Genomic DNA, 23,915 nt, shown 5'->3' on the forward strand with positions numbered 1-23,915 from the left:
GCGTCAGCGTCAGCGTCAGCGTCAGGCGATGATCGCGAGCAGCTCGTCGAGGCCGCCGATGACGTGCGCCGCGCCGGCCGAACGCAGCGTCTCGGGCCGGCTGTAGGCATCCGTCACGCCCACCGGGATGTACCCGGCGGCCGACGCGCAGCGCATGTCGTCGGGGGTGTCGCCCACGAAGTAGGCGATCGCGCGCGTCGGGCGGTGGCGCAGGAGCGTCTCGAACTTGTCGGCGACCGAGGCGTCGACGGAGTTCCACACGGCGGGCACCGCAAGCGAGCGCTGGTCGAAGCGCACGGCGGCGGGCGAGGCGGCGGAGACGACGCCGAGCCAGGCGCCCGCCTCGGAGAGCGCGGCCAGGCACTCGGCGGCGCCGTCGCTCAGGTGGGCGCGGGTCTCGGCCATCTCGTGGTTCCACTCCTCCTCGGCGGCCGGTGCGTCGGCATCCGGAACTCCGAGGCGGCCGAAGAGCTGCGCGAGCGGCAGGCGGAACCGCACCGAGAACTCGGCCTCGCCGAGCACCGGGATGCCGCGCCGTGCGAGCACCACGTTGAGCGCGGCGCGCGCCCGGTCGGCGTCGACCACAACGGTGCCGTTCCAGTCGAAGAGCACCATCGTCTCGGCGAGCGCCGCCGCGGGGGCGCCGGCAGCCGGGCGCTGCGTCGCGGGCGGGCGTTGCATCACCGCCGGCCTTCGTCCACCGTTCGTCACCGCGCGACCGTCCTGTCCCCATCCGCCCGCCCCGGGCGCACTTCACCGGAGGGTTCCCACGATCCTCCGCTGCCGAGGCGGCCACGACCGTGAGGCGCGAGCCACTGCCGCGTGAACGGACGGTGAAGACTCGGCGACGCCGGCCGGCGCGCGCGGCCCGGTGAGGCCGGTGCGTCACCGGGATCCGTGCTGCGGGGCGCGCACCACGGCGTGAACGTCAGGAGGCGAAGCGGTCGGTGGCGGTGATGAGGGCGTCGAGGATGCCGGGCTCGTCGAAGGCGTGGCCCGCATCCGGGATGAGGTGCAGCTCGGCCTCGGGCCAGGCGCGGTGCAGGTCCCAGGCGATGGTGGCCGGGGTGCAGAGGTCGTAGCGCCCGTGCACGATGACGGCGGGGATGTCGCGCAGCCGGTGCGCATCCCGGATCAACTGCCCCGGCTCGAACCAGCCGTCGTTCACGAAGTAGTGGTTCTCGATGCGCGCGAAGGCCAGGGCGTAGCTCGGCTCGGCGAAGGTGGCGATCACCTCGGGGCGAGGGATGAGCGTGATGGCCGAGGCCTCCCAGGTCGACCACGCCACGGCCGCGGGGCCGTGGACGGCCGGGTCGGGGTGCTCGAGCAGGCGGTGGTAGGCGTGGATGTAGGTGTCGGGCAGATCGGGGGCTCCGGATGCGCTCGCGCGGGCCCGCGCATCCGTCACCGGAGCGGTGAACTTCTCCCAGTTGTCGGGCACGATGGCGCTCGCGCCGCCCTCGTAGAACCAGTCGAGCTCGCTCTGCCTCAGGGTGAAGATGCCGCGCAGCACGAGCTCGGTGACCCGCTCGGGATGCGTCTCGGCGTAGGCGAGCGCGAGGGCGCTGCCCCACGACCCGCCGAGCACCTGCCAGCGATCGATACCCCGGGCCTCGCGCAGCCGCTCGATGTCGGCCACGAGGTGCCAGGTGGTGTTCGCGGCGAGCTCGGCCCCGGGCTCGCTCGCGTGCGGCAGGCTCTTGCCGCAGCCGCGCTGGTCGAAGAGCACGATGCGGTAGCGTTCCGGGTCGAACAGCCGCCGGTGCGCGGGGCTCGTGCCGCCGCCCGGCCCGCCGTGCAGGAACACGACCGGCTTGCCGTCGGGGTTGCCCGACTCCTCCCAGTAGAGCGACTGACCGTCGCCGACGTCGAGCATGCCGCTCGTGTGCGGCTCGATCTCGGGGTAGAAGGTGCGCATGCCTCGAGCCTAGGCGGGCGTGSGKGTCCAGTTTTTGCAGGAATAGCGGCGAGCGGCGCAAATAGGCCGTCGCTCCGCGCTATTCCTGCAAAAACTGGACACGCACGGGCCGGCGACTACCGCACGAGGCCGGAGGCGTAGGCGAAGATGACGGCCTGCACGCGGTCGCGGAGCTCGAGCTTCATGAGCACGCGGCCGACGTGGGTCTTCACGGTGGACTCGGAGAGGAAGAAGCGGGCCGCGATCTCGGTGTTCGTGAGGCCCTCGGCCATCGCCACGAGCACCTCGCGCTCGCGCTCGGTGAGGGCGGCGAGCCGCGCCCCGCTGGGCGATCCGGCGGTAGCGGCAGCACCGACGGAGCCCGCGGATGCGCTGGATGCGCCGCCCGCGCCCGCGTCGGCGCCCGCGCCCGCCGGCAGCTGCGGCCCGAACAGCTCGAGCAGCTTGCGCGTCACCCGCGGCGACACGGCGGCGTCGCCCGAGGCCACCGCCCGGATCGCCCCCGCGAGCTCGGCCGGCTGCGCGTCCTTCAGTAGGAACCCGCTCGCCCCCGCGTTCAGCCCCGCGAAGGCGTACTCGTCGAGGTCGAAGGTCGTCAGGATGATGATGCGGCTCTCCGGGTTCGCCGCCACGATCGCCCGGGTGGCCTCGATGCCGTCCATCCCCGGCATCCGCACGTCCATCAGCACCACATCGGGTCTCAGCCGCGCGACCGCCGCGATCGCCTCGCGCCCGTCGCCGGCCTCGCCCACCACCTCGAAGCCGTCCTGCGCATCGAGCACCATGCGCATGCCGAGCCGGATCAGCTGCTGATCGTCGACGAGCAGCAACCGGATGCCCGTGCCGGCCTCCCCGGCATCGCTCGCCTGCGGCTGGCTCATGAGCTGGTCCTTTCGTCGCGTTCCGTTCGAGTGCCGGGCGCGGGCCACGGCGGTGTCACTGCGCCCGGCGCAGGCACCGGCCCGGTCGCGGGCCCCGGGCCCGACGCGGTCACCGGTCCGGGCGCGGGCAACGGCGCGGTCGCAGGCCCCGGGCCGGACGCGGTCTCCGGCCCGGTCGCGGGCCCCGGCCCGGTCGCAGGCCCCGGCGCCCCCAGCACCGCCCGCACCCGCCACCCCCGCGACCCAGGAGCCCCCGCCGGCCCGGCCGTCACTCCCCCGCCGTGCACCGCCGCGCGCTCCCGGATGCCGATCAGCCCGCGCCCGGAGCCCGCCGACGCGGCGCCGCGCCCCGGGTCGAGGCCGTCGTCGAGCACGTCGACCGTCGCTCCCGCCGGCCCGTGGTCGATGCGCACCTCGACCGCCGTCGGCTGCAGCGCGTAGCGCAGCGCGTTCGTGAGGGCCTCCTGCACCACCCGGTAGACGGTGAGCTGCAGCACCGGGTCGGCCGCGGGCACCCCGGTCGTCGTGTAGCGCACGGGCAGGCCCGCCGCCCGGAACGACTCGATCAGCGCCGCGAGGTCGCCGACCCCCGGTTGCGGCGCGAACGGCGTCGATCCCTCCGACGACTGCTCGGTCAGCACCCCGAGCGACCGCCGCATGTCGGTGAGCGCCCGCCGCGCGGTGGCGGCCGTCTGCCGCACGGCCTCCCGGGCGGCATCCGGAGACCGCTCGATGCTCGCCTCGGCGCCGTCGGAGAGCGCCACGATCACGGTGAGGCTGTGCGCCACGATGTCGTGCAGCTCGCGGGCGATGCGGGCCCGCTCTTCCGCAGCGGCGAGCTGCGCCCGCTGGTCGCGCTCCCGGGCCAGCTGCGCCGCCCGGTCGAGCAGCGCCTGGATGTACCGCCGCCGATTGCCGAAGGTGATGCCCACGAGCGTGGCGATCACGAGCACCAGGGCGAACAGGACGCCAGAGCCCACGATGTTCGCGAGGTCGCCGGGCGAGTGCAGCACGGTCGCGGCCACCCCGGTGGCCACGCCGATGGCGGTCCAGATCCAGGCCGAGCGGGCGCTGCGGTAGACGGCGAGCGCGTAGAGCGCGAAGATCATCGGCACCACGTCGAGCTGCCGCGAGTCGGCGGAGAGCACGATCATCGATCCGGCGCAGATCGCCGCCGTGATCACGGGCACGTGGCGCCGGAAGAGCAGCCCGACACCCACGGCGGCGGTGCCGTAGAGGTTCGCGAAGCCGAGCAGCGGAGTGCCGTCGATGAGCGAGCGCACGAGCAGCACGAGCGCGAACACGCCCATGGGCACCACGTAGGCGCCCGCGATCAGCGAGTCGAGCAACCACGGATGCCGGTTGAAGTACGAGCGGATGAACCCCGGCGGTTTGGGCAGCCGCAAGTCCTCGGCGCCGGACGGGTGGACCGCCGGCGCCGAGGACCTGCCGCTGGGGCCCCCTGCGGGGCCGCTGTGGGTCATCGTCAGGCGTCCCTCCGCTTGAGCAGCACGGCCGCCACCGCCGCGAAGAGCGCGATCCAGCCGAGCATGATGAGCAGCGCCTGCCAGGGCTCGAAGGTCGAGCTGCCGAAGAACAGCGTCTGGCCCACGCTCCCGGGCAGCCACTGGGCGAGCACGGATGCCCACTCCGCGCCGATCAGCGACAGCACCGTCGGCACCACGAGCAGCAGCCCGAGCGCGGCCGCGAGCCCCGCGGCGGTGTGCCGCAGGATCGCCCCGAGGAAGAACGCGACGAGCCCCACGAGGGCGAGGTAGCCGGCCCCGCCCACCAGGCGGCCCCACAGCTCGCCGTCCGAGAGGTCGAGGGCGGCGCCGCGCGCCGCGAGCATCGACCACGAGACGGCCGCCGCCGCCACCACCGCGACGAGACCCACCACGAAGGTGGTCACGACGAACACGAGCGCCTTGGCCCAGAGCACCGGAGTGCGCCGCGGCACGGCGGTCAGGCTCGAACGGATCTGCCCGGTGCCGTATTCGCCGGTGATCACGAGCACGCCGAGCACCGAGACCACGAGCTGGTTCAGGATGATGCCGAGCGTCGCCGGCAGAACCAGCGTCTCCGCGCCGGCCACGCCCGACGCCCCGGCCGGCGAGTCGATGGTCAGCACGAGCACCGCGCCCATGCCGATCTGCAGCAGCACCACGATCGCGTAGGCCCACACGGTGGAGCGGAGGGTGGTGAGCTTGATCCATTCGCTCTGCAGCACGCCCGCGAAGCTGAGATGCACATCCGTCGCCGCGCGGAAGGTGGAGCGGCCTGCGGTGGGAGTGACGGAAGCGGGGATCGCGGCGCTCATCGGGCCACCTCCCCGGCGGTCGCGGAGGCGGGCACGGCGGCACCGGCCGGCACCGTCGTGCGGTACTCCACCTCGTCGCGCGTGAGGTCCATGTAGGCGTCCTCGAGCGAGCCCTGCACGGTGGTGAGCTCGTGCAGTGCCACCCCGAGTGCGAGCGCGGTGTCGCCGATGACCTCGGCGGTGAGTCCGCGCACCTCGATGACATCGGCCGCGGTGCCGGTGATGGTGACGTCGGGCTGACCGAGCCGTTGGGCGACCTCGGCGATGCGCGGGCTCCGCACCCGCACGAAGGTCTGCGTGGAGCCCAGGATGTCGGACACCGAGGCGTTCGCGATCACCCGGCCCTTGCCGAGCACGATGATGTGGTCGGCGGTGAGCGCCATCTCGCTCATCAGGTGGCTCGAGAGCAGCACCGTGCGTCCCTCGGCGGCGAGCTGCCGCACGAAGCCGCGCACCCAGAGCACGCCCTCGGGGTCGAGGCCGTTCACGGGCTCGTCGAGGATGAGCGTGGCCGGGTCGCCGAGCAGCGCGGCCGCGATGCCGAGGCGCTGGCCCATGCCGAGCGAGAAGCCGCCCACGCGCTTGCGGGCCACGCTCTGCAGCCCGGTGAGGCCGATCACCTCGTCGACGCGGGCGGTCGGGATGCCGTGGGTCGCCGCAATCGCGCGCAGGTGGTTGCGAGCGCTGCGGCCGGTGTGCACGGCCTTGGCGTCGAGCAGCACGCCGACTTCGCGCAGCGGCGAGCGGTGCTCGGCGTAGCGTTTGCCGTTCACGGTGACGGTGCCGGAGGTGGGACGGTCGAGCCCCACGATCATCCGCATCGTCGTCGATTTTCCGGCGCCGTTCGGGCCGAGGAAGCCGGTGACCTGGCCGGGCCGCACGGTGAAGTCGACCGAGTCGACCGCCGTTCTGGCCCCGTAGCGCTTGGTCAGGGATGTCGCCTCGATCATCTCTTCTCCTTCGTCGTGGTTCCGCGCTCACTGCGCTTTCCTCACGCTACGGGTGTCGACGCCGGGGCCCCATCCCTCCCCGGTGCCGTCTGATCGTACCGGGGTACCACGCGCTCAGCGGCGCTTCGAGGAGGGCTTCTTCTCGACTGCGGGGAGCGTGCCGGCCTCGCGGGCGGCACGGTAGTAGTCGCGCGCCTCGGTCTGGCGCTCGCGCTCGGCGCCGGTGGCGATGGCCGCGCGCACGTGCTCCGGGCCGTAGCCGAAAGCCCGCACGAGGTCTTGAGCGTGCGGGCGGATGCGCGCGGACAGCCGCTCCGTGTAGAGCCCGACCGCCTGCGCCCGCTTGGGCGAGAGGCGGCCGTTCATGAGGTACCAGGCCAGGTGCTTCTCGACCAGGCCGAGCCCGAACAGGTCACGCAGCCAGGTGAGCACGACGCGGGTGCCGTCGTCCATGCCCGAGGCGAGCCCGGTCGGGCCGTCCACGGCCTCGGTGAAGGCCTCCCACTGCAGCAGTTCGGCGTGCGCGCGGGCGGCCTCGATGATCTGCGACTGGTGCAGGTTGAACAGATCGGCGGCGGCCTTCTTCGAGAGCTTCGACGCCGGGCGCAGTGCCGCGGCCACCTCGGCCACCATCGTCTCGACGCGGTCGGTGAGCAGCTGGCGCTGAGCGGATGCGTCGCGCAGCTGGCCCACCGAGCGCGCGGTCGAGCCGAAGTCGGCCACGCGCTGGCTGAGCGAGCGCAGCCCCGAGCCGTGCACCGCGCGGTCGGCCGCCTGCTCCACCACGTAGCGCGCGAGCACGCCGAAGTCGGCCTTCGCGAAGCGCCGGCTGTAGTCACTGAGCAGGCGCTTGGCCACGAGCTGCAGCAGCACGTGGTTGTCGCCCTCGAAGGTGGCGTAGACGTCGAGGTCGGCACGCAGGCCCACCAGGCGGTTCTCGGCCAGGAAGCCGGCGCCGCCGGTGGCCTCGCGCGCCTCCTGCAGGGTCTCGAGCGCGTGCCAGGTGCTCAGCGGCTTGAGCGCGGCGGCGAGGGTCTCGAGGTCTTGGCGGTCGTCATCCGTGTCGGCCGCACCGGAGAACACCTGGTCGAACTTCGTGAGCAACTGCTCGTGCGCGAAGCTCGCGGCGTAGGTGGTGGCGAGCTTCGGGATGAGCCGCTTCTGGTGCAGCTGGTAGTCGAGCAGCACCTCCTCGTCGGTGTCGCTGCCGGCGGTGAACTGGCGGCGCTCGTTGCCGTAGGTGATGGCGATGGTGAGCGCGATCTTCGCCGCGGCGACGGAGGCGCCGTCGAGCGACACGCGGCCCTGCACGAGGGTGCCGAGCATGGTGAAGAAGCGGCGGCCGGGGCTCTCGATGGGGCTCGAGTACGTGCCGTCCTCGGCCACGTCGCCGTAGCGGTTGAGCAGGTTGGCGCGGGGGATGCGCACCTGGTCGAAGTGCAGGCGTCCGTTGTCGATGCCGTTGAGGCCGCCCTTGAGGCCGTCGTCCTCTCCGCCGATCCCGGGCAGGAACGCCTTCGTGGCCGGGTCGCGCAGCGGCACGTAGAACGCGTGCACGCCGTGGTTGACGTTCTGGGTGATGAGCTGCGCGAAGAGCACGGCGGCGGTGCCGTGCACGGCCGCGTTGCCGAGGTAGTCCTTCCAGGCCCCGCGGAACGGGGTGTGGATGACGAACTCCTGCGTCTGCTCGTCGTACGTGGCCGTGGTGCCGATGGCGGCGACATCCGAGCCGTGACCCGTCTCGGTCATGGCGAAGGCGCCGGGCACCTCGAGGCTCATGATGCCGGGCAGGAAGGTCTCGTGGTGGTACTGGGTGCCGAGGTGCAGCACCGCGGCACCGAACAGTCCCCACTGCACGCCCGACTTGATCTGCAGCGACGGGTCCGCCGTCACGAGCTCCTCGAAGCCCGCGATGTTGCCGCCGTGGTCGTCTTCGCCACCGACCGACTTCGGGAACGCGCGGTGCACCTGGCCGTTCTGCACCAGCAGCTCGAGCTGGCCGAAGACGCGCTCGCGGTGCTCGTCGAGGCTGAGTCCCTCGATGCGCTGCATCTCGGGCTTTGCGGTCAGGTCCCGGGCGCCGAGCCGTACGTCCGCCCAGGTGCCGAGCAGGTAGCGGCCGAGCCACTCCACGTCGGTGCGGGCCACCACGACGTGGTTGTTCGACGGGCGGCGCGCATCCGTCGAACCGGCGCGACGGGCCGTGGAGTCGAGCTCGCTGTCGATCGCGTCGGCCTCGACCGCATCCGGCTCGATGACGCCGGCCTCTGCCGCCGGGCGCTCGGGCGCGTCTTCGGCGTTGTTCGTGGTGTCGACCGTGTCCGTCATCTGTGGTCCTCTTCGTCGTGGCGCACACCTCGTCCGCGAGCGCGGACAAGGCCGTCCTTCACGCTACGAGGCCCACCGCCGACACGAAAATCTCCCGTCAGCCGCCTACAAAGACCGGCGGATGCGCTCGAACCAGCACTGTGCACATCCCACAGTCAGGCGCCGGTTTCGACCGCGGAGGCAGACAACGCCGCACGGTCGCGCCGCCGCCCGGCCGCGAGGTCGAGCGAGGCGAAGAGGAGGGCGGCGACCGCGAGCACGCCCACCAGCGGAGCCATCAGGTCGACCGCCGGGCCGAGCCCGATCGCCGTGGCGAGAGCGCCGGCGCCGACGGCGGTGACGGCCTGGAGCAGGTACGAGAACAGGTAGAGCATCGAGAGCGTGGCTCCGCGGTGCTGAGCCGGAGCCGACTTGTTGACGAGACCGAGGCCACCCGTGAAGGCGAAGGAGTAGCCGACCCCGCCCACCACGCACCAGGCGAGGAAGAGGGCGATCGAGCCGAGCGCCGCGGCCGAGGCCATGAGGCCGAGGCTGGCGAGCGAGATCGCACCTCCGATGATCACCGAGAGGTGCGCGGGCACCCGCTGCAGCAGCAGAGCCGTGACGCCGATGGCGATCGAAGAGACGCCGAGCAGGGCGCCCACCACGAGCAGGTCGGTGGTGCCGGTGAGGTCGCGCGCCATCTGGGCGCCGAGCGAGAGGAAGATGGCGCCCACGCTGTAGGCGAGCGCCACCGAGAGGGTGGCGGCCACGAAGGGCAGCAGCATGCCCTTCGGCAGCCGGAGCGCGCGAGGCCGCCAGTTCGGGCGGCCGAGACCGGCCGTGTCGGCGGGGGTGAGCCAGACGGCGGCGAAGGCCAGCGCGGCGAGCACGAACAGCACGGCGAAGCTCAGCACGAGCGGCAGCGGGGCGTACTGCGCCAGCACGCCGGAGACCAGCAGTGCGAGGGTGAGCCCGACGGCCGTGGACACGGTGGTGAGCGAGCTGGCCACCCGGGGATTCGTGGAGGTGTTGTTCTCCACCAGGGCGGCGCTCGCCGCCCCGAGCGCGAAGCCCGTGCCGATCCCCTGCATCACCCGGCCGGCGTAGAGCCAGCCCACGTCGGGCGCCGCGGCGAACACGGCGGCGGCGACCGCGATCAGCGCGACCCCGAGGAGCATCGCGCGACGGCGGCCGATGCTGTCGGAGAGGCCGCCGAAGAACAGCAGCACGATCAGCAACGCCAGCGGGTAGGCGGCGAACACGCTCGTGGTGACCACGGAGGGCAGGTGCCACTCGGCGGCGTAGACCGGGTAGAGAACGCTCGGTGCCCCGCTGGACCAGAGGCAGAGAGCGAGCACGGCCGCGGCCGACCAGAAGGTGCCGCGGCGGCCGAGACGCCGGATCAGTGTCATGGGGCCACCGTAGCCGCCTCGCTTGGAATTTCCAATTCAGAACGCGAAGTCGTACTCTGGGGGCATGACATCCGGGGAAAGCGGTCAGGGCGACGCCGCTGCGCTCGACGGGCCGAACTGCCAGATCGTGCGCACGCTCGACGTGATCGGCGAGAAGTGGTCGATCCTGATCGTGCGGGATGCGATGCGCGGCATCAGCCGGTTCTCCGAGTTCCGCGCGTCGCTGGGCGCGCCGAGCGACATCCTCACCGCCCGGCTGGCGAAGCTCGTGGCGGCCGGCGTGCTCGAGAAGCGCTCCTACCGCGAGGCCGGGTCACGCGAGCGGTTCAGCTACCACCTCACCGAGAGCGGGCTCGCCCTGAAGCCGGTGCTCGGAGCACTGCTGCAGTGGGGCGACAGCTTCGTGCCCTACGCCGGAGGAGCCGCCTCGGTCGCGGTGCAGCGCGAGTCGCGCGAGCCCGTCTCGGTCGCCTTCGTCACCCCCGACGGCCACCCCCTGGCCGCCGCCGACGTCGACCTCGCCCCCGGCCCGGCCGCCCGCCGCCCCTGGTAGCCCCACTCCCCCGCGGCCCCTGGGCCCCCGTCCCCTGCGCCTCACGCCAAAAACAAGGAGATCCTCCAAAAACAAGGAGTTCTGGCCGGACTCGCCGAGCCTGAGCTGACGTCAGACCGCGTGTCGGCCCGAAAGTCCTTGTTTTTGTGTGGAGCGGTCTGGGTGCATGGGTGGAGCCGGTCGGGGCGAACGCCGGGAGTTGCCTCAGAGGGGGTCGTTGCGGTGGAGGGCGCGGCGCACGCGCTCGACCACGTTGGCCGGCGGGGGTTCGTTGTAGGCGCCGGCGAGCTCCTGCCCCGACATCCGGCCGATCTCGGCCATCACGTCGTCGGTGAGCTTGCGGCGGGCACGCGCCGACGAGGCCTCACCGTAGGCGGCGGCGTCGATGGGCTCGCCGAACTGGATGGTGACGGGCCGGATGCGCGGCACCCGCGCATCCACGGGCAGCAGTTCCTGCGTGCCGGTCAGCGCCACGGGCACGATCGGGCAGCCCACGGTGAGGCCGAGCCAGGCCACACCCGTGCGGCCCTTGTACAGCCGGCCGTCCCGGGAACGGGTGCCTTCGGGGTAGATGGCGAAGGCGCCGCCCTCCTCGAGCACCTCGCGGCCGCGTTCGAGGGAGTCCTGCGCCGCGGTGTTGCTCTCCCGGTCGACCGGGATGGCGCCGATCGCGTCGAAGAAGGTCTTCGAGACGCGGCCGCGCATCCCATCGCCCGTGAAGTACTCGGCCTTGGCGAGAAAGCGCACGTCGCGCGGGGCCATCAGGGTGATCGCGACGCTGTCGATGAAGCTCAGATGGTTGCTCGCGAAGAGCACTGGGCCGGTTCGGGGCACGTTCTCCCGGCCCGTGACCGTCGGGCGGTAGAGCACGCGCGCGACCGGGCGCACGACTCCCTTGGCGACCGACTTGAACATCCCCTGATCCTCACACGGGATGCATTCCCGCGCGGCTATGGACGCGCTGTCGTTGCACACTCATGGATCTTCCAGGCATCCTGGGAATAGTTGTAGCTTCAACTCCTTGTGCCCGCCGTCTCGTGAAATGAGAGCCGTGTCTCCGCGTTCCGACTCCTCCAGCCCGTCGCCCGTCCCGCCGAAGGCGAAGGATCAAGCGAAGAAACTCACCGTGAAGGAGGAACGGGATGCCCGGCGCGCCGCGAAGGTCGCCGCCATGGTGGCGCAGCAGAAGCGGCAGCGCCGCAACCGCCTGATCGGCTGGATCTCCGGAGGCGTCGCCGGCGCCGCCGTGATCGCGCTGCTGGCCGTCTTCATCGTGTCGAACACGACACCGAAGGTCGACCCGGCCTCGATCGCCATCAGCGACCTCAAGACCTACCCGGGCCTTACCGCGAACCACGTGTCGGGCACCGTGGACTACACGATGACCCCGCCGGCTGGCGGCGACCACAACCCCGTGTGGCTCAACTGCGGCGTGTACTCGGAGCCCGTGCCGAACGAGAACGCCGTGCACGACCTCGAGCACGGGGCCGTCTGGGTGACCTATGATCCCACCCTCGTGGATGCCGCGGGCGTCGCGAGCCTGCAGTCGCAGCTCCCGAACACCTACGTCGTGCTCTCCCCCTTCTCGAACCTCGGCGCACCCGTCGTGGCCTCGGCCTGGGGCAATCAGGTCTTCCTCACCGGTGTCGACGACCCCCGGCTCGGCGAGTTCGTGACGAAGTTCTGGAAGTCGGCCAGCTCTCCCGAGCCCGGCGCACCCTGCACCGGCGGGGTGGACGGGCCCGGCAAGGTCGCGTGACCGAGAAGCCAGACGACGTGGCGGCGCCCGGCGCGGAAGGCCGCGTCGAGCCGGCCGACGACCGCGGATGCCGTCCTGCGGGGAAGGCACGCGAAGCCGGCGTGAGTCGATCTGACGCAGCCCGCAACGGCAGCGGCAACGGTGACGGTGACGGTGACGGTGACGGCGCGAATTCGGATGGCGCGAGCGACGCTGGTTCTCCAGCGGGCGAGCGGGCTGCATCCCGGCGCCCCCGAGGGCGCATCGCCGTCGCCGCCGTGCTCGGTGCGGTGCTGATTGCGATCGTCGCCTTCGCCGGCGGCTGGCTCGCCGCGCCGCGCACCGCTACGCCATCCGACACCAGCGCCGAGGCCGGATTCGCTCGAGACATGCAGCAGCACCACGATCAAGCCGTTCAGATGGCGATGATCATCCGCACGCAGACCGACGACCCCGACATCCGGCGGCTCGCCTACGACATCGCGACCTCCCAGTCGCAGCAGTCGGGGCAGATGTACGCCTGGCTCAACCTCTGGGGCCTGCCCCAGGCCTCGACGCAGCCCGCCATGACCTGGATGCTGCAGCCCACGCTCGACGGCACGGGTTCGGGGCACGAGCACGGGGGCACCGCGGCGACCACGGCCGCGCCCACGTCCGCCACGGGAACGGATGCGCCCACTGCCACGAGCACACCGCCGGCCTCTGCTGCCGCCGACGGCTCCGCGGCGACAGATGCGGCGGTGACGGGTGCGGCGGCGACAGGTACGGCGACTACGGCGGCAGCGACCGCGGCGCCGATGGTCCCGGGCGGCCCGATGCCCGGCATGGCCTCGGCCGCCGACATCGCGCGGCTCTCGACACTCACCGGGGTCGAGGCGGAGCGCCTCTTCCTGCAGCTGATGATCGCCCATCACCTCGGCGGCGTGGAGATGGCCGAGGCCGTCATCGCCCGCAGTACCAACCCCGACGTGGTGGCGCTGGCGAAGTCGATGGCCTTCGCGCAGACCGGCGAGATCGAGTACATGCGCACGCTGCTGGCGGCTCGCGGGGCCTAGAACCGTCTGCCTGCCAACGTGTCGCCGCCTCGCCACCCGGCGACATGTCAGCGGTAGTCGTCGGGTGGTGCGTCGCCGTCGTCGAGAGGGGCGTAGGACTCGTCGAAAGGCGGGATGTCATCGACCGGGTAGTCGGGCTCGACGAAGCGGGGCTCTGCCTCGCGCCCCCCGCCGGCTCCGCTGCCCCCGGCTCCGGCTCCGGCGCCTCCGTCGGTGCGGAACCGACGTTCCACCAGCCCGCTCGACCGGCCGCCTCGCGACGAACCCCGGGCGGCCGTCGCTGAACCCGAACCCGAACTCGACCGCGATCCTGCCCCCGAGCCTGCACCAAACGCCGGCGCAGAACTCGCCGCAGCCGCGCCCGTGCCCGCGCCATCGCCCGGTTCGAACGCGCCCGCGGCCACCACGGCCACGAGCCCCTCGCCGTACGCCTCGCGTTTACGCTCACCGATGCCGGGAACACCCTCGAGGTCGCGCACCGAGGCCGGCTTGAGCGCGGCGACCGCCGCGAGCGTCGCATCGTGGAAGACCACGTAGGCCGGAACTCCCTGCTCTCTAGCGGTGGCGGCACGCCAGGCCCGCAGCACCTCGAACAGCTCGCCGTCGGCTGGAGACAACTCGAGCTTCGCCGCCGAGGAGCGGCCGCTCCGGCCTCCGGACCCTCCCGAGGAAGAGCCGCTCCCCCGCGCCCCGGCGGGACGCGCTGGCTCGCGTCGCAGGTGCACCACGCGGTCGCCCGAGAGCACCGCCGCGCTCTCCGGCGTGATGACGAGGGTTCCGTAGCCGTCGTCGTGCACCGCGAGCAGCCCCTGCGCCAGCAACTGCCTCACGACGCCGCGCCACTGCTGCTCGCTCAGATCGGGGCCGATGCCCCACACGGTGAGCTCGTCGTGCTTCCACTGCGCAACCCGCTCAGTGCGCTTGCCGCGCAGGATGTCGACGAGGTGCCCCGCGCCGAAGCGCTGATTGCGCTCCCGGTCGAGCCGCACCACGGTGGAGAGCAGCTTCTGCGCGGGAACCGTGCCGTCCCACGACTCCGGCGGCGTGAGGCAGGTGTCGCAGTTGCCGCACGGCTCGCTCTTCTGCCCGAAGTAGCCGAGGAGGTTCACCCGGCGGCAGCTGACGGTCTCGCAGAGCGCGAGCATTGCATCCAGGTGCGCCGACAACCGGCGCCGGTGCGCCAGGTCGCCCGGCGACTCGTCGATCATGCGGCGCTGCTGCACCACGTCGTTGAGCCCGTAGGCCATCCACGCCGTCGACGGCAGCCCGTCGCGGCCCGCACGCCCGGTCTCCTGGTAGTAGCCCTCGACCGACTTCGGAAGGTCGATGTGGGCGACGAACCGCACATCCGGTTTGTCGATCCCCATGCCGAACGCGATGGTGGCCACGATGACGACGCCCTCGTCGCGCAGGAAGCGGGCCTGCGTGCGGGCGCGCACCCGCGCGTCGAGCCCCGCGTGATAGGGCATGGCGTCGATGCCGTTCTCGGCCAGGAACTGCGCCGTCTTCTCGACCGTGTTGCGCGAGAGGCCGTAGACGATGCCCGCGTCGCCCTGGTGCTCGGTGCGGATGAACGAGAGCAACTGCCGCCGCACCTCGCCCTTCGGGTCGATGCGGTACTGGATGTTCGGCCGGTCGAAGCTCGCCACGAAATGCCGGGCGTCGCCGAGCGACAGGCGCTGGGTGATCTCCTTGTGGGTGGCCTCGGTCGCCGTGGCGGTGAGCGCGATGCGCGGCACGGTGGGCCAGCGCTCGGCCAGCTCGGCGAGGGCGAGGTAGTCGGGCCGGAAGTCGTGGCCCCACTGCGACACGCAGTGCGCCTCGTCGATCGCGAAGAGCGCGATCTCGCCGTTCTCGAGGAAGCGCTTGGTGCTCTCGGCCGACAGCCGCTCGGGCGCCACGTAGAGCAGATCGAGCTCGCCCGCGAGATAGGCCTGCTCCACCGAGGCGCGCTCGGCGGCGTCTTGCGTGGAATTGAGGAAGGCCGCCCGCACGCCGACGGCCTTCATGGACTCGACCTGGTCGTGCATGAGCGCGATGAGCGGCGAGATGACGACGCCGGTGCCCTTTCGCACGAGCGACGGCACCTGGTAGCAGAGCGACTTGCCGGCGCCCGTCGGCATGAGCACCACCGCGTCGCCGCCGGCGATCACGTGGTCGATGACCTCGGCCTGGTCGCCCCGGAACGAGTCGTAGCCGAACACCCGGCTGAGGGTGTCGAGGGCAGCGGATGCGGATGCTTGGGTCACGGGAACGAGCCTAGTTCGCGTGGCCGACATCCCGGCCCTCTCCACAGACTCTGCGCATCCGGTCCCGTCTGAACGACCCTGTGGAGAACTAGACGACACGTGTCTGTAACGTTCGCCGGAGTCCCGGACAATACAGTGCATGGACAGCATCGAGCCCGGCGAAGCCGAACTCTGGTCGCGGGGGTTGACGGGCGACAGTGAGGCCTTCGGCCTGCTCTTCGACCGGCACAAGAACCGCGTGTTCCGGCACGCCTACCGCCAGCTGCTCGACCGGCACGACGCCGAAGACGTGACGGGCACCGCCTTCCTCGAGCTCTGGCGGCGGCGCGAATCCGTTCGCCTGGTCGACGGCTCGGCGCTCCCCTGGCTGCTGGTCGCCACCACGAACGCGGCGCTCAACACCCGCCGCACCACCCGCCGCTACCGCAGCCTCCTCGGCCGCCTGCCGCGGTCGGTCGACCACCCTTCCGCCGAGCAGGAGGCGCTGGAGAGAACGGATGCGCTCCCTCCCGAACTGCAGACGGCCTTGCGCCAGCTCGACGACACCGACCGCGGGCTCGTCGTGCTGGTGATGCTCGAGGGGTATTCGCCGACAGAGGCGGCGGAGGTGCTGCGCCTCGCGCCCGGGACCGCCCGCACGCGGCTGTCGCGGCTGCGGGCACGGCTGCGGGTGGTACTCGATCGCCCGGGCGAGGCATCCGGGCCGCCGGAATCCACGTCGCCCGACGAACCCGCGAGCGCCCCGGCCGCTCTCCACGACGACACCCTCGCATCCGAAGGAGGACGCGTATGAACGACATCACGATCGACCCCGTCTTCGCCGAGGCCTTCCGCGCGGCCCTCGTCGACGAGGTGGCCACCCATCGTCTGGCGCGCCGCCGCCGGCGCTGGCGCCTCGGCGCCGGATTCCTCGGCGCCGTCGTGCTTCTGGGCGGTGCCGGCGCGGCCACGGCGCAGATCGCACACGGACCGCGGCCCCCGGGCACGCCGATCGTCGTCGAGCTCCCGACGAGCTTCTCGGGCACGTTCACTGGCACCGGCACCCTCGAACTCGGCGAGCCACCGGTCGGAGCGAATGCCATCGAGTACCGGTTCACCTGCGTGACTCCGGGGGATTTCCGGTTCGAGAACGGATCCAGCACCAGCTGCTCGTCGCCGTCGACGAGCGGAGAATACCCCGCCGGCTTCCATCACCCCACGATGTCCATCCCCGCCGATCGCGGCTTCACCGTCGAGACCAGTCCGGATGCGCGCTGGACGCTCACCGTCGCCTACATCACCTATCTCGAGACTCAGTGGGGCGTCAATGCCAACGGCCAGACCTTCGGCGCCGAGAAGATCGACGTCGACGGGAAATTCATCGCCGAACCCGACCTGGTCCCGGTGTATGCCTCGAACGGCAAGCGCGGTTACGCCTACAAGACCGACATGCAGTCGCCGCTCGAGTCGCCCGACATGCCGAAGTTCGACAATCCGAGCGACGCCGTCGCGTGGGTGGAGGAGCAGAACCGCCTGCACGACCGCTTCCCGGTCTACAAGTCCGACGGCGTGACCGTCATCGGCGAGTCCGTGATCGGCCAGGCCCCCGCCGTGCTCCCGGAGCCGGCGGGATAGGGGGCCTGCCCGTCCTCGCCTCCGCTCAGCTCGACCTACTGATAGGCCGCGATGGTGCGTGGAGGACCGTCTCGGGGCGGGGATGCGCGGCGCGGGCTCAGCGGTCGAGCGCGACCTCGAGGATGCTCGGGCCGGCGGGCGGCGAGGCCAGCGCCGAATCGAGGTCGCCGCGGCCCGTGACGAGGCGGTACTCCCAGCCATAGGCGGCGGCGAGCGGCGCGAGCGACACCGAGTGCGGCGTGAACATCACCCGGTCGAAGGCCTCGGGGTCGGCCGTGCCGGCCACTTCGAGCCCGTCGAAGATGGTTCCGCCGCCGTCGTTGCCCACCACCAGTTGCAGCCGGGGCCGCGTCTCGCCGAGGCCGAAGAGCAGGGCGCCGACGTCGTGCAGCAGCGTGACGTCGCCGAGCAGCACCCGGGTGGTGCCCGCGCGGGCACGGCCGGCGGCATCCGGTCGCCCGATGTCGCCCCGTCCGGTGCCCGTGGAGTCGCCGGTGCTCGCGCCGGCGCCGCCGCGCACCGCAGGCCCCGCACCCTGGCTCGCGAGCGCGATGCCGGTCGCGGTGGCCACGGTGCCGTCGATTCCCGCGACACCGCGGTTCGCGTGCACGGGGATCTTCTTGCCCGGCGCCACCGCGTCCAGCTCGCGGATGAGCCGAGACGCCCCGAGCACGAGCCGGTCGTGCGGCCAGGTCGCCCGCCACACGGCGAGCGTGAGCGCCCGGCGCGTGACCGGCGCGCGCAGGGCGGCGAGCTCGTTGCGCGCGAAGTCACGGGCGCCCGCCAGGTCGTCGGTGCCACCGCGGGTCTGCAGCGGCGGCGCCACCTCGTCCGCAGCGACGGAATCGTCGAGCAGCTCGCGGCTCGCGAACACCCACTGGCCCGTCCACGCGCGGGCGGCGCGGTCGGAACGGTCTTCGGGATCGGCGGTGACCGCGTCGACGACCACGGCATCCGGATGCGGCACCACCGGCTCGCCCGCGCCCCGCACCACCACGAGTTCGACGTCGTCGCGCCCCACGAGCGCCGGCACCTGCCGGCTGAGCGTCGGATGCCCGAACAGCACCACCCGCTCCACCCGGCCGCCGAAATCGGGGTGGTCGAGCAGGGTGCGGTAGGCGACCACGAGGTTCGGCCCGAAGTGCGCACCGCTCGACACCTCGGCGAACAACGGCCACCCGGCCGCCAGGGCGAACGCATTGGCCGCCTCACCGGCGTCGGCGCCCGCGATCACGACCGTGCGCGGCCCCTGCGCGAGGTGCAGCGTGCGAGGCCGCGCCTCCGCGCGCTCGCCGGTACCCGCGGCCAGGTCGCGCGAAGTGTCGACCGCGAGGGCGAACTCCGCACCTAGTGCGACCTCGCCGGGCTGGCGCGGGTCACCGGGCTGGCCCTGCTCGCCGAGGTGGCGGGGCTCGGCGGGGTGGCGCGGCTCGGATGCCGAGCCGGCGTCACGCGCGTCCGGCCCCTCCTCCTCCACCGCCCCGGACAAGGGCTCCACGAACTGCAGGTTCAACTGCACCGGCCCCGGACCCGGCCCGGGCCCGGGCCCCGCGCCCGCCCGAGCCGCGACCCCGCCCGCGGCAGCACCGAGGTCGCGCCAAGTATCGCCGAGAGCGCCGAAGTCAGCATCAAGCGCGACCTCGGCTGGGTGGTGCAACCGGGAGAAGTCAGGCAGAGAGTCCAGAGCCCCACCCGACGCCGCCGCGAACGCGTACGCCGCGAGCGCCCGCGCATCCGGAACCGCGCCCGGCTCCGGCGCCGCGACGTCGAGCGCGGCCCGCGCGAAGCGCCCGAACATGCCGGGCTGCCACGTGGTCTGGTTGGAACCCGTTCCCCGCAGGCGCGCCGGACGATCGGCGCTCAGCACGACCATCGGCACCCCCGAGTGCGAGGCCTCCACCACCGCAGGAAGCAGGTTCGCGACCGCCGTGCCCGAGGTGGTCACCACGAGGGCGGGCACCCCGCTCTCCCGGGCGATGCCGAGCGCGGTGAACGCCGCCACCCGCTCGTCGATGCGCACGTGCACGGCGAGCAGCCCCTCGCGCTCGAGTTCGGCCAGGGCCAGCGCGAGGGCCTGCGAACGCGATCCGGGCGACACGACGGCATGCCGCACACCGAGCGCGGCGAACGCACGCACCAGCCGGGAGGCGAACGTCGCGGCAGGGCTCGACGGCGCCGGGCGCTCAGTGCTCACCGCTCGGTTCTGCCCGGATCCGCGTCGTCGTCGGTCTCGGCCAGGCGCTTCTCGAGCTCGCGGATGCGCTCGTCCTCGTCGGGGTCGTGCACGGGCCGCACACTGCCGAGGAAGTCGGGGTCGTCGTCGGGGCCGATCACCCGCCGCCGGGGCCCGGATGCGACGGGACGGCCACGCCCGATGAAGAACCAGAGCAGACCGCCGATGACCGGGAACAGCAGCACGATGAAGAACCAGGCCGCGCGCGGAAGGGCACGCACCCGGGCCTTCTGCAGCATGAGACAGTCCACGAGCGCGTACACGGTGAACGCCACGACAACGATGACGAGGGCCAGGAGTACGCGAGCCATGGAGTAACTGTACCCCCGGCATCCGGGGAGCCGACTGCGGGTTCACCGACCGTGACCTGACCGCGATGACGGGCCACGAGACGACTCGCGAGACGGGCACCGGATGCGCGACGAGACCGCCGTCGGATGCGCCACTTCCGGCAGGCGGTCAGCCAACGAGTCATAGACTCGATACCGTGAAACCCGGACGCACCTGGCTCGTTTACACCCTCATCCGATTGGGGTTGTTCGCCGTCGTGCTCGCGGTCCTGCTCCTGCTGCAGATCACGCCCTGGCTCGCCGCCGTGATCGCAGCGCTGGTCTCGCTGAGCCTGTCGATCATCTTCTTGCGCAAGCCCCGCGAAGAAGCGTCGAAGACGCTCTACCAGGCGCGCGAGAACCGCCACGAGGCCCGGCGGCCGAAAGCCGCGACGCCCTCGGAAGACGAGGATGTCGAGGACTCGGCCGTCGACGCCGCCGCAGCCGACGTCTCCGGTGGCACGCCCGCCCCCACCGAGAAGTAATCCATCTCCACCCAACCGATTGTTAGGGAGACCACCATGTCCGCACACTTCGACGTCGTCGTGCTCGGAGCCGGCCCGGGCGGCTATGTCGCCGCCATCCGCGCCGCCCAGCTGGGCAAGAGCGTGGCGATCATCGAGAAGCAGTACTGGGGCGGGGTGTGCCTTAACGTGGGCTGCATCCCCTCGAAGGCCCTGCTTCGCAACGCCGAGCTCGCCCACATCTTCACCCATCAGGCCGGCCTGTTCGGCATGTCGGGCGAGGTCAGCTTCGACTTCGGGGTGGCCTTCGACCGCAGCCGTTCGGTGGCCGACGGCCGCGTCAAGGGCGTGCACTTCCTGATGAAGAAGAACAAGATCACCGAGTTCGACGGCCTCGGCAGCTTCACGGATGCGCACACCATCGAGGTCGCGCTCACCGCGGGCGGATCCGAGACGATCACCTTCGACGACGTCATCATCGCCACCGGCTCCACCGTGCGCCTGCTCCCCGGCGTGCAGCTCAGCGACAACGTCGTGACCTACGAGACCCAGATCATGACCCGCGAGCTGCCCTCCTCGATGGTGATCGTGGGCGCGGGCGCCATCGGCATGGAGTTCGCCTACGTGCTGAAGAACTACGGCGTCGACGTCACCATCATCGAGTTCCTCGACCGCGCGCTCCCCAACGAGGATGCCGACGTCTCGAAGGAGATCGCGAAGCAGTACAAGAAGCTCGGCATCGACATCCTCACCTCCACCAAGGTCGAGACCGTCGTCGACAACGGCTCGTCGGTGACCGTCACCTACACCGCCAAAGACGGCACCCCCGGCTCGATCGAGGCCGGCAAGGTGCTCATGTCGATCGGCTTCGCGCCGCGGGTGGAGGGCTACGGCCTCGACAAGACCGGCGTCGCCCTCACCGAGCGCGGCGCGATCGCCATCGACGACTTCATGCGCACGAACGTCCCCCACGTGTACGCCATCGGCGACGTCACCGCGAAGCTGCAGCTCGCCCACGTGGCCGAGGCCCAGGGCGTCGTGGCCGCCGAGACCATCGCAGGAGCCGAGACGCAGGCGCTCGGCGACTACCGCATGATGCCGCGCGCCACCTTCTGCCAGCCGCAGGTCGCCTCGTTCGGGCTCACCGAGCAGCAGGCGCGCGACGAAGGCCACGACATCAAGGTGGTCTCGTTCCCGTTCCAGGCCAACGGCAAGGCCCACGGGCTCGGCGACCCGACCGGCTTCGTCAAGATCATCGCCGACACGCAGTACGGCGAGCTGCTCGGCGCCCACCTGATCGGCCCCGACGTCTCGGAGCTGCTGCCCGAGCTCACGCTGGCGCAGAAGTGGGACCTCACGGCCACCGAGCTCGCACGCAACGTGCACACGCACCCCACCCTGAGCGAGGCGCTGCAGGAGGGCTTCCACGGGCTCACGGGCCACATGATCAACTTCTGATCAAACGTCCGACCCGCGCATCCGCAGCTCGGCTCGGCCGGGCACGGATGCGCGGGGCCGGGCAAGGCGGTGCTGGACCGCTCGGTGCCGGCCTGCCCAGTGCCGGCCCGCTCGGTGCTGGCCTGCCTACGCGGGGCGGGGCGGGTCAGTAGGCGAGCGCCAGGGCGAGCCCGATGCTGTAGAGCAGCGCGAACAGACTGGTGAGCTGCAGCACGATGATGTACTCGCGCGGCTTCTTGGCCGTGAGCATGATCAGGATGGCCGGCAGGGTGACCAGCAGCGTGAAGAACACCAGCAGCGCCTTGGCGTAGAGCAGGGTGAAGAACGCCAGGATGAGATAGGCCACGACGATCCAGAGCACGTACACGATGCGCGAGGCCGTGGGGCCGATCAGCACCGCGAGCGTGCGCTTCTTGGCCAGCTTGTCCTGTGGGATGTCGCGGATGTTGTTCGACATGAGCACGGCGCAGGCGATGGCGCCGGCGGCCACACCGGCCAGCCAGCCCTCGGTGGTCACCTCTCCGGCGAGCACGAACTGGGTTCCCGCCGTGCCCACGAGCCCGAAGAACACGAAGACGAACACTTCGCCGAGCGCGTAGTAGCCGTAGGGATGCTTGCCGCCGGTGTAGAACCAGCCGGCGGCGATGGCCGCCACGCCGACCGCGATGAGCCAGTACTGGCCGGTGATGATCGTGATGGCGAGACCGGCGGCCGCGGCGATGGCGAAGAACACGAGGGCGGCGACGAGCACGCGCCGCGCCGGCACGAGACCCGAGCCGGTGAGGCGCGGGGGGCCGACCCGGAAGTCGTCGGTGCCGCGGATGCCGTCGGAGTAGTCGTTGGCGTAGTTGACGCCGATCTGCAGCGCCACCGCGACGACGAGGCACAGCAGCACGAGCCACTTCGAGACATTCAGCACGTCGGCCTTCGCGGCGCCCGTGCCGAGCGCGACGGCCGCGATACCGAGAGGGAGGGTGCGCAGGCGGGCGCCGGCGATCCAGGCTCCGGCGGCCGATCGGGGGCCGGTCTTGCGCGCCGGCGTGCGAGGGCCCGCGGTGACGCGAGCGGGGTGGCCCGAGGGGCGCTTCTTCGTTTTGGACATCGGGGCTGATTCTAGCCAGCGAGTGCTTGGAGCCAGCTGGCGATGGCCAGGCGGTCGGGTTTGCCGGAGGAGAGCCGGGGCAGCCGCTCCATCCGCACGATCTCGGCGGGGGACGCGGCGCGGCCGGCCTGGTCGACGACGGCCGATCGGATGCGCTCGAGCGCCGAGCCGGGCACCTCGCCGTCGGTCACCACCACACTCACCTGCCCCCATTCCTCGCTCGGCCGGCCGACGACCACGGCCTGCTCGAAACCGAACTGCGACTGCACGATGCGCTCGACCCGGTCGAGCGACACCTTCACACCGCCGGAGATGATGACGTTGTCGAGCCGCCCGGTGATGCTCACGATGCCGTCGACGACCGTGCCGCCGTCGTCGGTGCGGTACCACCGCACGCCGTGCTCGGCGCGGAACTTGCGAGCCGTGAGCTCTTCGTCGCCGAGGTAGCCTTCCGCGAGCGTCGGGCCCGAGAGTTCGATCTCGCCTTCGTTCACCCGGGCGAGGGTGCGGCCGATCGGCCGGCCGTCGTAGACGCAGCCTCCCGCCGTCTCGCTCGAGCCGTAGGTGCGCACCACGGTGAGACCGAGCTCCTGCGCTTCGTGGTGCAACGGCGCCGGCAACGCCTGGCCGCCCACCAGGATGCCGTCGAAGCGGACCGCAGCGCGACGGATGCCCGGGTCGGCCTGCGCCGCCGCCACGACCCGAGCCAGCTGGGCCGGCACGAGCGAGGTGTAGCGGAGGGGCGCATCGAGCCCGGCTGCCGCCTCGGCGAAGACCTGGGCCGAGAAGTGCCCGGCGGGCTGCAGAACGGGCCGGGTGCCTGCCGCGATGGACCGCACGAGAACCTGCACCCCCGCGATGTAGTGCGTGGGCAAGGCGAGCAGCCACTGCCCCGGACCGCCGAGCGCCACCTCGGAGGCCGCGGCCGAGGCCAGCAGCGCGTCGGCGCTGAGGGCCACCCGCTTCGGCACTCCGGAGGAGCCCGAGGTCTCGATGACGAGCGCCACGGCCCGCGAGACCTCCCGCGGCAGTGGGGCGTCGTGCACCACCGACGGGTCGCCGAGCGTCTGCTCGCGCTGGAGCAGCGCGGCGGCCACCGCCGCGCGGTCTCGGGGCAGGATGGCGGGGCCGTCGTTCGCGAGCGCCGTGCGCAGCGCCGCCTCGACCCCTGCCGGATCGCTCCCGTCGATGATCTCCAGCCGCCGGGTCATGAGCGCACGTCCAGCGGACGAGGCTGCTCGCGCTCGAGGCCCGCAGTCGGCCAGCTCCGCCCGGCTCCCGCGGCGCCCGCCGTCGACGGCGCCTCTCGCGAAGCTCCGCCCACCGTCG

General features: G+C 72.0%; 20 protein-coding genes and 1 pseudogene. 7 read left to right on the forward strand and 14 right to left on the reverse strand.

The window, feature by feature from the left end:
• Positions 1-21: 21 nt before the first annotated feature.
• The 8 genes from VD659_RS05245 to VD659_RS05280 form a co-directional block, all read right to left on the reverse strand.
• Positions 22-681, reverse strand: a complete 660-nt coding sequence (locus VD659_RS05245; RefSeq protein WP_423260084.1) for an HAD family hydrolase — start codon at positions 679-681, stop codon at positions 22-24.
• Positions 682-928: 247 nt separating this feature from the next.
• The gene (pip, locus tag VD659_RS05250) at positions 929-1,918 is read right to left on the reverse strand and encodes a prolyl aminopeptidase (protein ID WP_423260085.1); all 990 of its coding nucleotides are present in this window, start codon (positions 1,916-1,918) and stop codon (positions 929-931) included.
• A gap of 116 nt (positions 1,919-2,034) precedes the next feature.
• On the reverse strand, positions 2,035-2,799 hold the full coding sequence (locus VD659_RS05255) for a response regulator (protein WP_423260086.1): 765 nt from the start codon (positions 2,797-2,799) through the stop codon (positions 2,035-2,037).
• Positions 2,796-4,205: a histidine kinase gene (locus VD659_RS05260; RefSeq protein WP_423260087.1), complete on the reverse strand. Its 1,410-nt coding sequence runs from the start codon at positions 4,203-4,205 to the stop codon at positions 2,796-2,798. Before VD659_RS05260 ends, VD659_RS05255 begins: the two co-directional genes overlap by 4 nt.
• Positions 4,206-4,285: 80 nt before the next feature.
• Entirely contained in the window at positions 4,286-5,119 is an 834-nt protein-coding gene (locus VD659_RS05265) for an ABC transporter permease (protein ID WP_423260088.1), read from the reverse strand.
• Positions 5,116-6,069, reverse strand: a complete 954-nt coding sequence (locus tag VD659_RS05270; protein WP_423260089.1) for an ABC transporter ATP-binding protein — start codon at positions 6,067-6,069, stop codon at positions 5,116-5,118. The genes VD659_RS05265 and VD659_RS05270 overlap by 4 nt, the downstream gene beginning before the upstream one ends.
• A gap of 114 nt (positions 6,070-6,183) precedes the next feature.
• Positions 6,184-8,397, reverse strand: a complete 2,214-nt coding sequence (locus VD659_RS05275; RefSeq protein ID WP_423260090.1) for an acyl-CoA dehydrogenase — start codon at positions 8,395-8,397, stop codon at positions 6,184-6,186.
• A 155-nt stretch (positions 8,398-8,552) separates the two neighbouring features.
• On the reverse strand, positions 8,553-9,791 hold the full coding sequence (locus VD659_RS05280) for an MFS transporter (RefSeq protein ID WP_423260091.1): 1,239 nt from the start codon (positions 9,789-9,791) through the stop codon (positions 8,553-8,555).
• 64 nt (positions 9,792-9,855) lie between these two features.
• Here VD659_RS05280 and VD659_RS05285 point away from each other — a divergent pair, with 64 nt between their 5' ends.
• Positions 9,856-10,344 (forward strand): winged helix-turn-helix transcriptional regulator, encoded by a 489-nt coding sequence (locus tag VD659_RS05285; RefSeq protein ID WP_423260092.1) that lies wholly within the window; start codon positions 9,856-9,858, stop codon positions 10,342-10,344.
• A gap of 204 nt (positions 10,345-10,548) precedes the next feature.
• Here VD659_RS05285 and VD659_RS05290 read toward each other — a convergent pair whose 3' ends face one another.
• Entirely contained in the window at positions 10,549-11,259 is a 711-nt protein-coding gene (locus tag VD659_RS05290) for a lysophospholipid acyltransferase family protein (RefSeq protein WP_137838044.1), read from the reverse strand.
• 211 nt (positions 11,260-11,470) lie between these two features.
• Here VD659_RS05290 and VD659_RS05295 point away from each other — a divergent pair, with 211 nt between their 5' ends.
• A complete protein-coding gene (locus VD659_RS05295) occupies positions 11,471-12,103 on the forward strand; it encodes a DUF3105 domain-containing protein (RefSeq protein ID WP_423260093.1) in 633 nt (210 codons plus the stop codon).
• Positions 12,100-13,137: a DUF305 domain-containing protein gene (locus VD659_RS05300; RefSeq protein ID WP_423260094.1), complete on the forward strand. Its 1,038-nt coding sequence runs from the start codon at positions 12,100-12,102 to the stop codon at positions 13,135-13,137. The genes VD659_RS05295 and VD659_RS05300 overlap by 4 nt, the downstream gene beginning before the upstream one ends.
• Positions 13,138-13,532: 395 nt before the next feature.
• Here the strand turns inward: VD659_RS05300 and recQ are convergent.
• Positions 13,533-15,416: pseudogene (gene recQ / locus VD659_RS05305) on the reverse strand (DNA helicase RecQ); the annotation flags it as partial.
• A gap of 109 nt (positions 15,417-15,525) precedes the next feature.
• Between recQ and VD659_RS05310 the strand changes: the two are divergent.
• Positions 15,526-16,179: an RNA polymerase sigma factor gene (locus tag VD659_RS05310; RefSeq protein WP_423260095.1), complete on the forward strand. Its 654-nt coding sequence runs from the start codon at positions 15,526-15,528 to the stop codon at positions 16,177-16,179.
• Complete coding sequence (locus tag VD659_RS05315) at positions 16,176-17,000, forward strand: hypothetical protein (RefSeq protein WP_423260096.1); 825 nt, start codon at positions 16,176-16,178, stop codon at positions 16,998-17,000. The genes VD659_RS05310 and VD659_RS05315 overlap by 4 nt, the downstream gene beginning before the upstream one ends.
• Before the next feature lie 97 nt (positions 17,001-17,097).
• On the opposite strand, the gene VD659_RS05320 is transcribed toward VD659_RS05315, so the two are convergent.
• Both VD659_RS05320 and VD659_RS05325 read right to left on the reverse strand, forming a co-directional pair.
• Positions 17,098-19,194, reverse strand: a complete 2,097-nt coding sequence (locus VD659_RS05320) for a thiamine pyrophosphate-binding protein (RefSeq protein ID WP_423260097.1) — start codon at positions 19,192-19,194, stop codon at positions 17,098-17,100.
• Entirely contained in the window at positions 19,191-19,544 is a 354-nt protein-coding gene (locus tag VD659_RS05325; RefSeq protein ID WP_423260098.1) for a PLDc N-terminal domain-containing protein, read from the reverse strand. Before VD659_RS05325 ends, VD659_RS05320 begins: the two co-directional genes overlap by 4 nt.
• 176 nt (positions 19,545-19,720) lie before the next feature.
• Here VD659_RS05325 and VD659_RS05330 point away from each other — a divergent pair, with 176 nt between their 5' ends.
• Complete coding sequence (locus tag VD659_RS05330; RefSeq protein WP_423260099.1) at positions 19,721-20,047, forward strand: DUF4229 domain-containing protein; 327 nt, start codon at positions 19,721-19,723, stop codon at positions 20,045-20,047.
• Positions 20,048-20,083: 36 nt separating this feature from the next.
• Entirely contained in the window at positions 20,084-21,484 is a 1,401-nt protein-coding gene (lpdA, locus tag VD659_RS05335) for a dihydrolipoyl dehydrogenase (protein ID WP_423260100.1), read from the forward strand.
• Between the two features lie 145 nt (positions 21,485-21,629).
• Here the strand turns inward: lpdA and VD659_RS05340 are convergent, their stop codons facing one another.
• Positions 21,630-22,586 carry a 1,4-dihydroxy-2-naphthoate polyprenyltransferase gene (locus VD659_RS05340; protein ID WP_423260101.1) on the reverse strand — a complete coding sequence of 319 codons (957 nt, stop codon included), beginning with the start codon at positions 22,584-22,586 and terminating at the stop codon, positions 21,630-21,632.
• A gap of 11 nt (positions 22,587-22,597) precedes the next feature.
• Positions 22,598-23,797: an AMP-binding protein gene (locus VD659_RS05345; RefSeq protein ID WP_423260102.1), complete on the reverse strand. Its 1,200-nt coding sequence runs from the start codon at positions 23,795-23,797 to the stop codon at positions 22,598-22,600.
• Positions 23,798-23,915: the final 118 nt, after the last annotated feature.

The sequence above is a fragment of the Herbiconiux sp. 11R-BC genome (assembly GCF_049472555.1).
Taxonomy (GTDB): Bacteria; Actinomycetota; Actinomycetes; order Actinomycetales; family Microbacteriaceae; genus Herbiconiux.

What these genes read in the sequence shown, in the direction of transcription:
- VD659_RS05245 (WP_423260084.1), bottom strand. Translation starts at nt 681, where the DNA reads ATGCAACGCCCGCCCGCGACGCAGCGCCCGGCTGCCGGCGCCCCCGCG.
- pip (WP_423260085.1), bottom strand. Translation starts at nt 1,918, where the DNA reads ATGCGCACCTTCTACCCCGAGATCGAGCCGCACACGAGCGGCATGCTC.
- VD659_RS05255 (WP_423260086.1), bottom strand. Translation starts at nt 2,799, where the DNA reads ATGAGCCAGCCGCAGGCGAGCGATGCCGGGGAGGCCGGCACGGGCATC.
- VD659_RS05265 (WP_423260088.1), bottom strand. Translation starts at nt 5,119, where the DNA reads ATGAGCGCCGCGATCCCCGCTTCCGTCACTCCCACCGCAGGCCGCTCC.
- VD659_RS05270 (WP_423260089.1), bottom strand. Translation starts at nt 6,069, where the DNA reads ATGATCGAGGCGACATCCCTGACCAAGCGCTACGGGGCCAGAACGGCG.
- VD659_RS05275 (WP_423260090.1), bottom strand. Translation starts at nt 8,397, where the DNA reads ATGACGGACACGGTCGACACCACGAACAACGCCGAAGACGCGCCCGAG.
- VD659_RS05280 (WP_423260091.1), bottom strand. Translation starts at nt 9,791, where the DNA reads ATGACACTGATCCGGCGTCTCGGCCGCCGCGGCACCTTCTGGTCGGCC.
- VD659_RS05285 (WP_423260092.1), top strand. Translation starts at nt 9,856, where the DNA reads ATGACATCCGGGGAAAGCGGTCAGGGCGACGCCGCTGCGCTCGACGGG.
- VD659_RS05290 (WP_137838044.1), bottom strand. Translation starts at nt 11,259, where the DNA reads ATGTTCAAGTCGGTCGCCAAGGGAGTCGTGCGCCCGGTCGCGCGCGTG.
- VD659_RS05310 (WP_423260095.1), top strand. Translation starts at nt 15,526, where the DNA reads ATGGACAGCATCGAGCCCGGCGAAGCCGAACTCTGGTCGCGGGGGTTG.
- VD659_RS05315 (WP_423260096.1), top strand. Translation starts at nt 16,176, where the DNA reads ATGAACGACATCACGATCGACCCCGTCTTCGCCGAGGCCTTCCGCGCG.
- VD659_RS05325 (WP_423260098.1), bottom strand. Translation starts at nt 19,544, where the DNA reads ATGGCTCGCGTACTCCTGGCCCTCGTCATCGTTGTCGTGGCGTTCACC.
- lpdA (WP_423260100.1), top strand. Translation starts at nt 20,084, where the DNA reads ATGTCCGCACACTTCGACGTCGTCGTGCTCGGAGCCGGCCCGGGCGGC.
- VD659_RS05340 (WP_423260101.1), bottom strand. Translation starts at nt 22,586, where the DNA reads ATGTCCAAAACGAAGAAGCGCCCCTCGGGCCACCCCGCTCGCGTCACC.
- VD659_RS05345 (WP_423260102.1), bottom strand. Translation starts at nt 23,797, where the DNA reads ATGACCCGGCGGCTGGAGATCATCGACGGGAGCGATCCGGCAGGGGTC.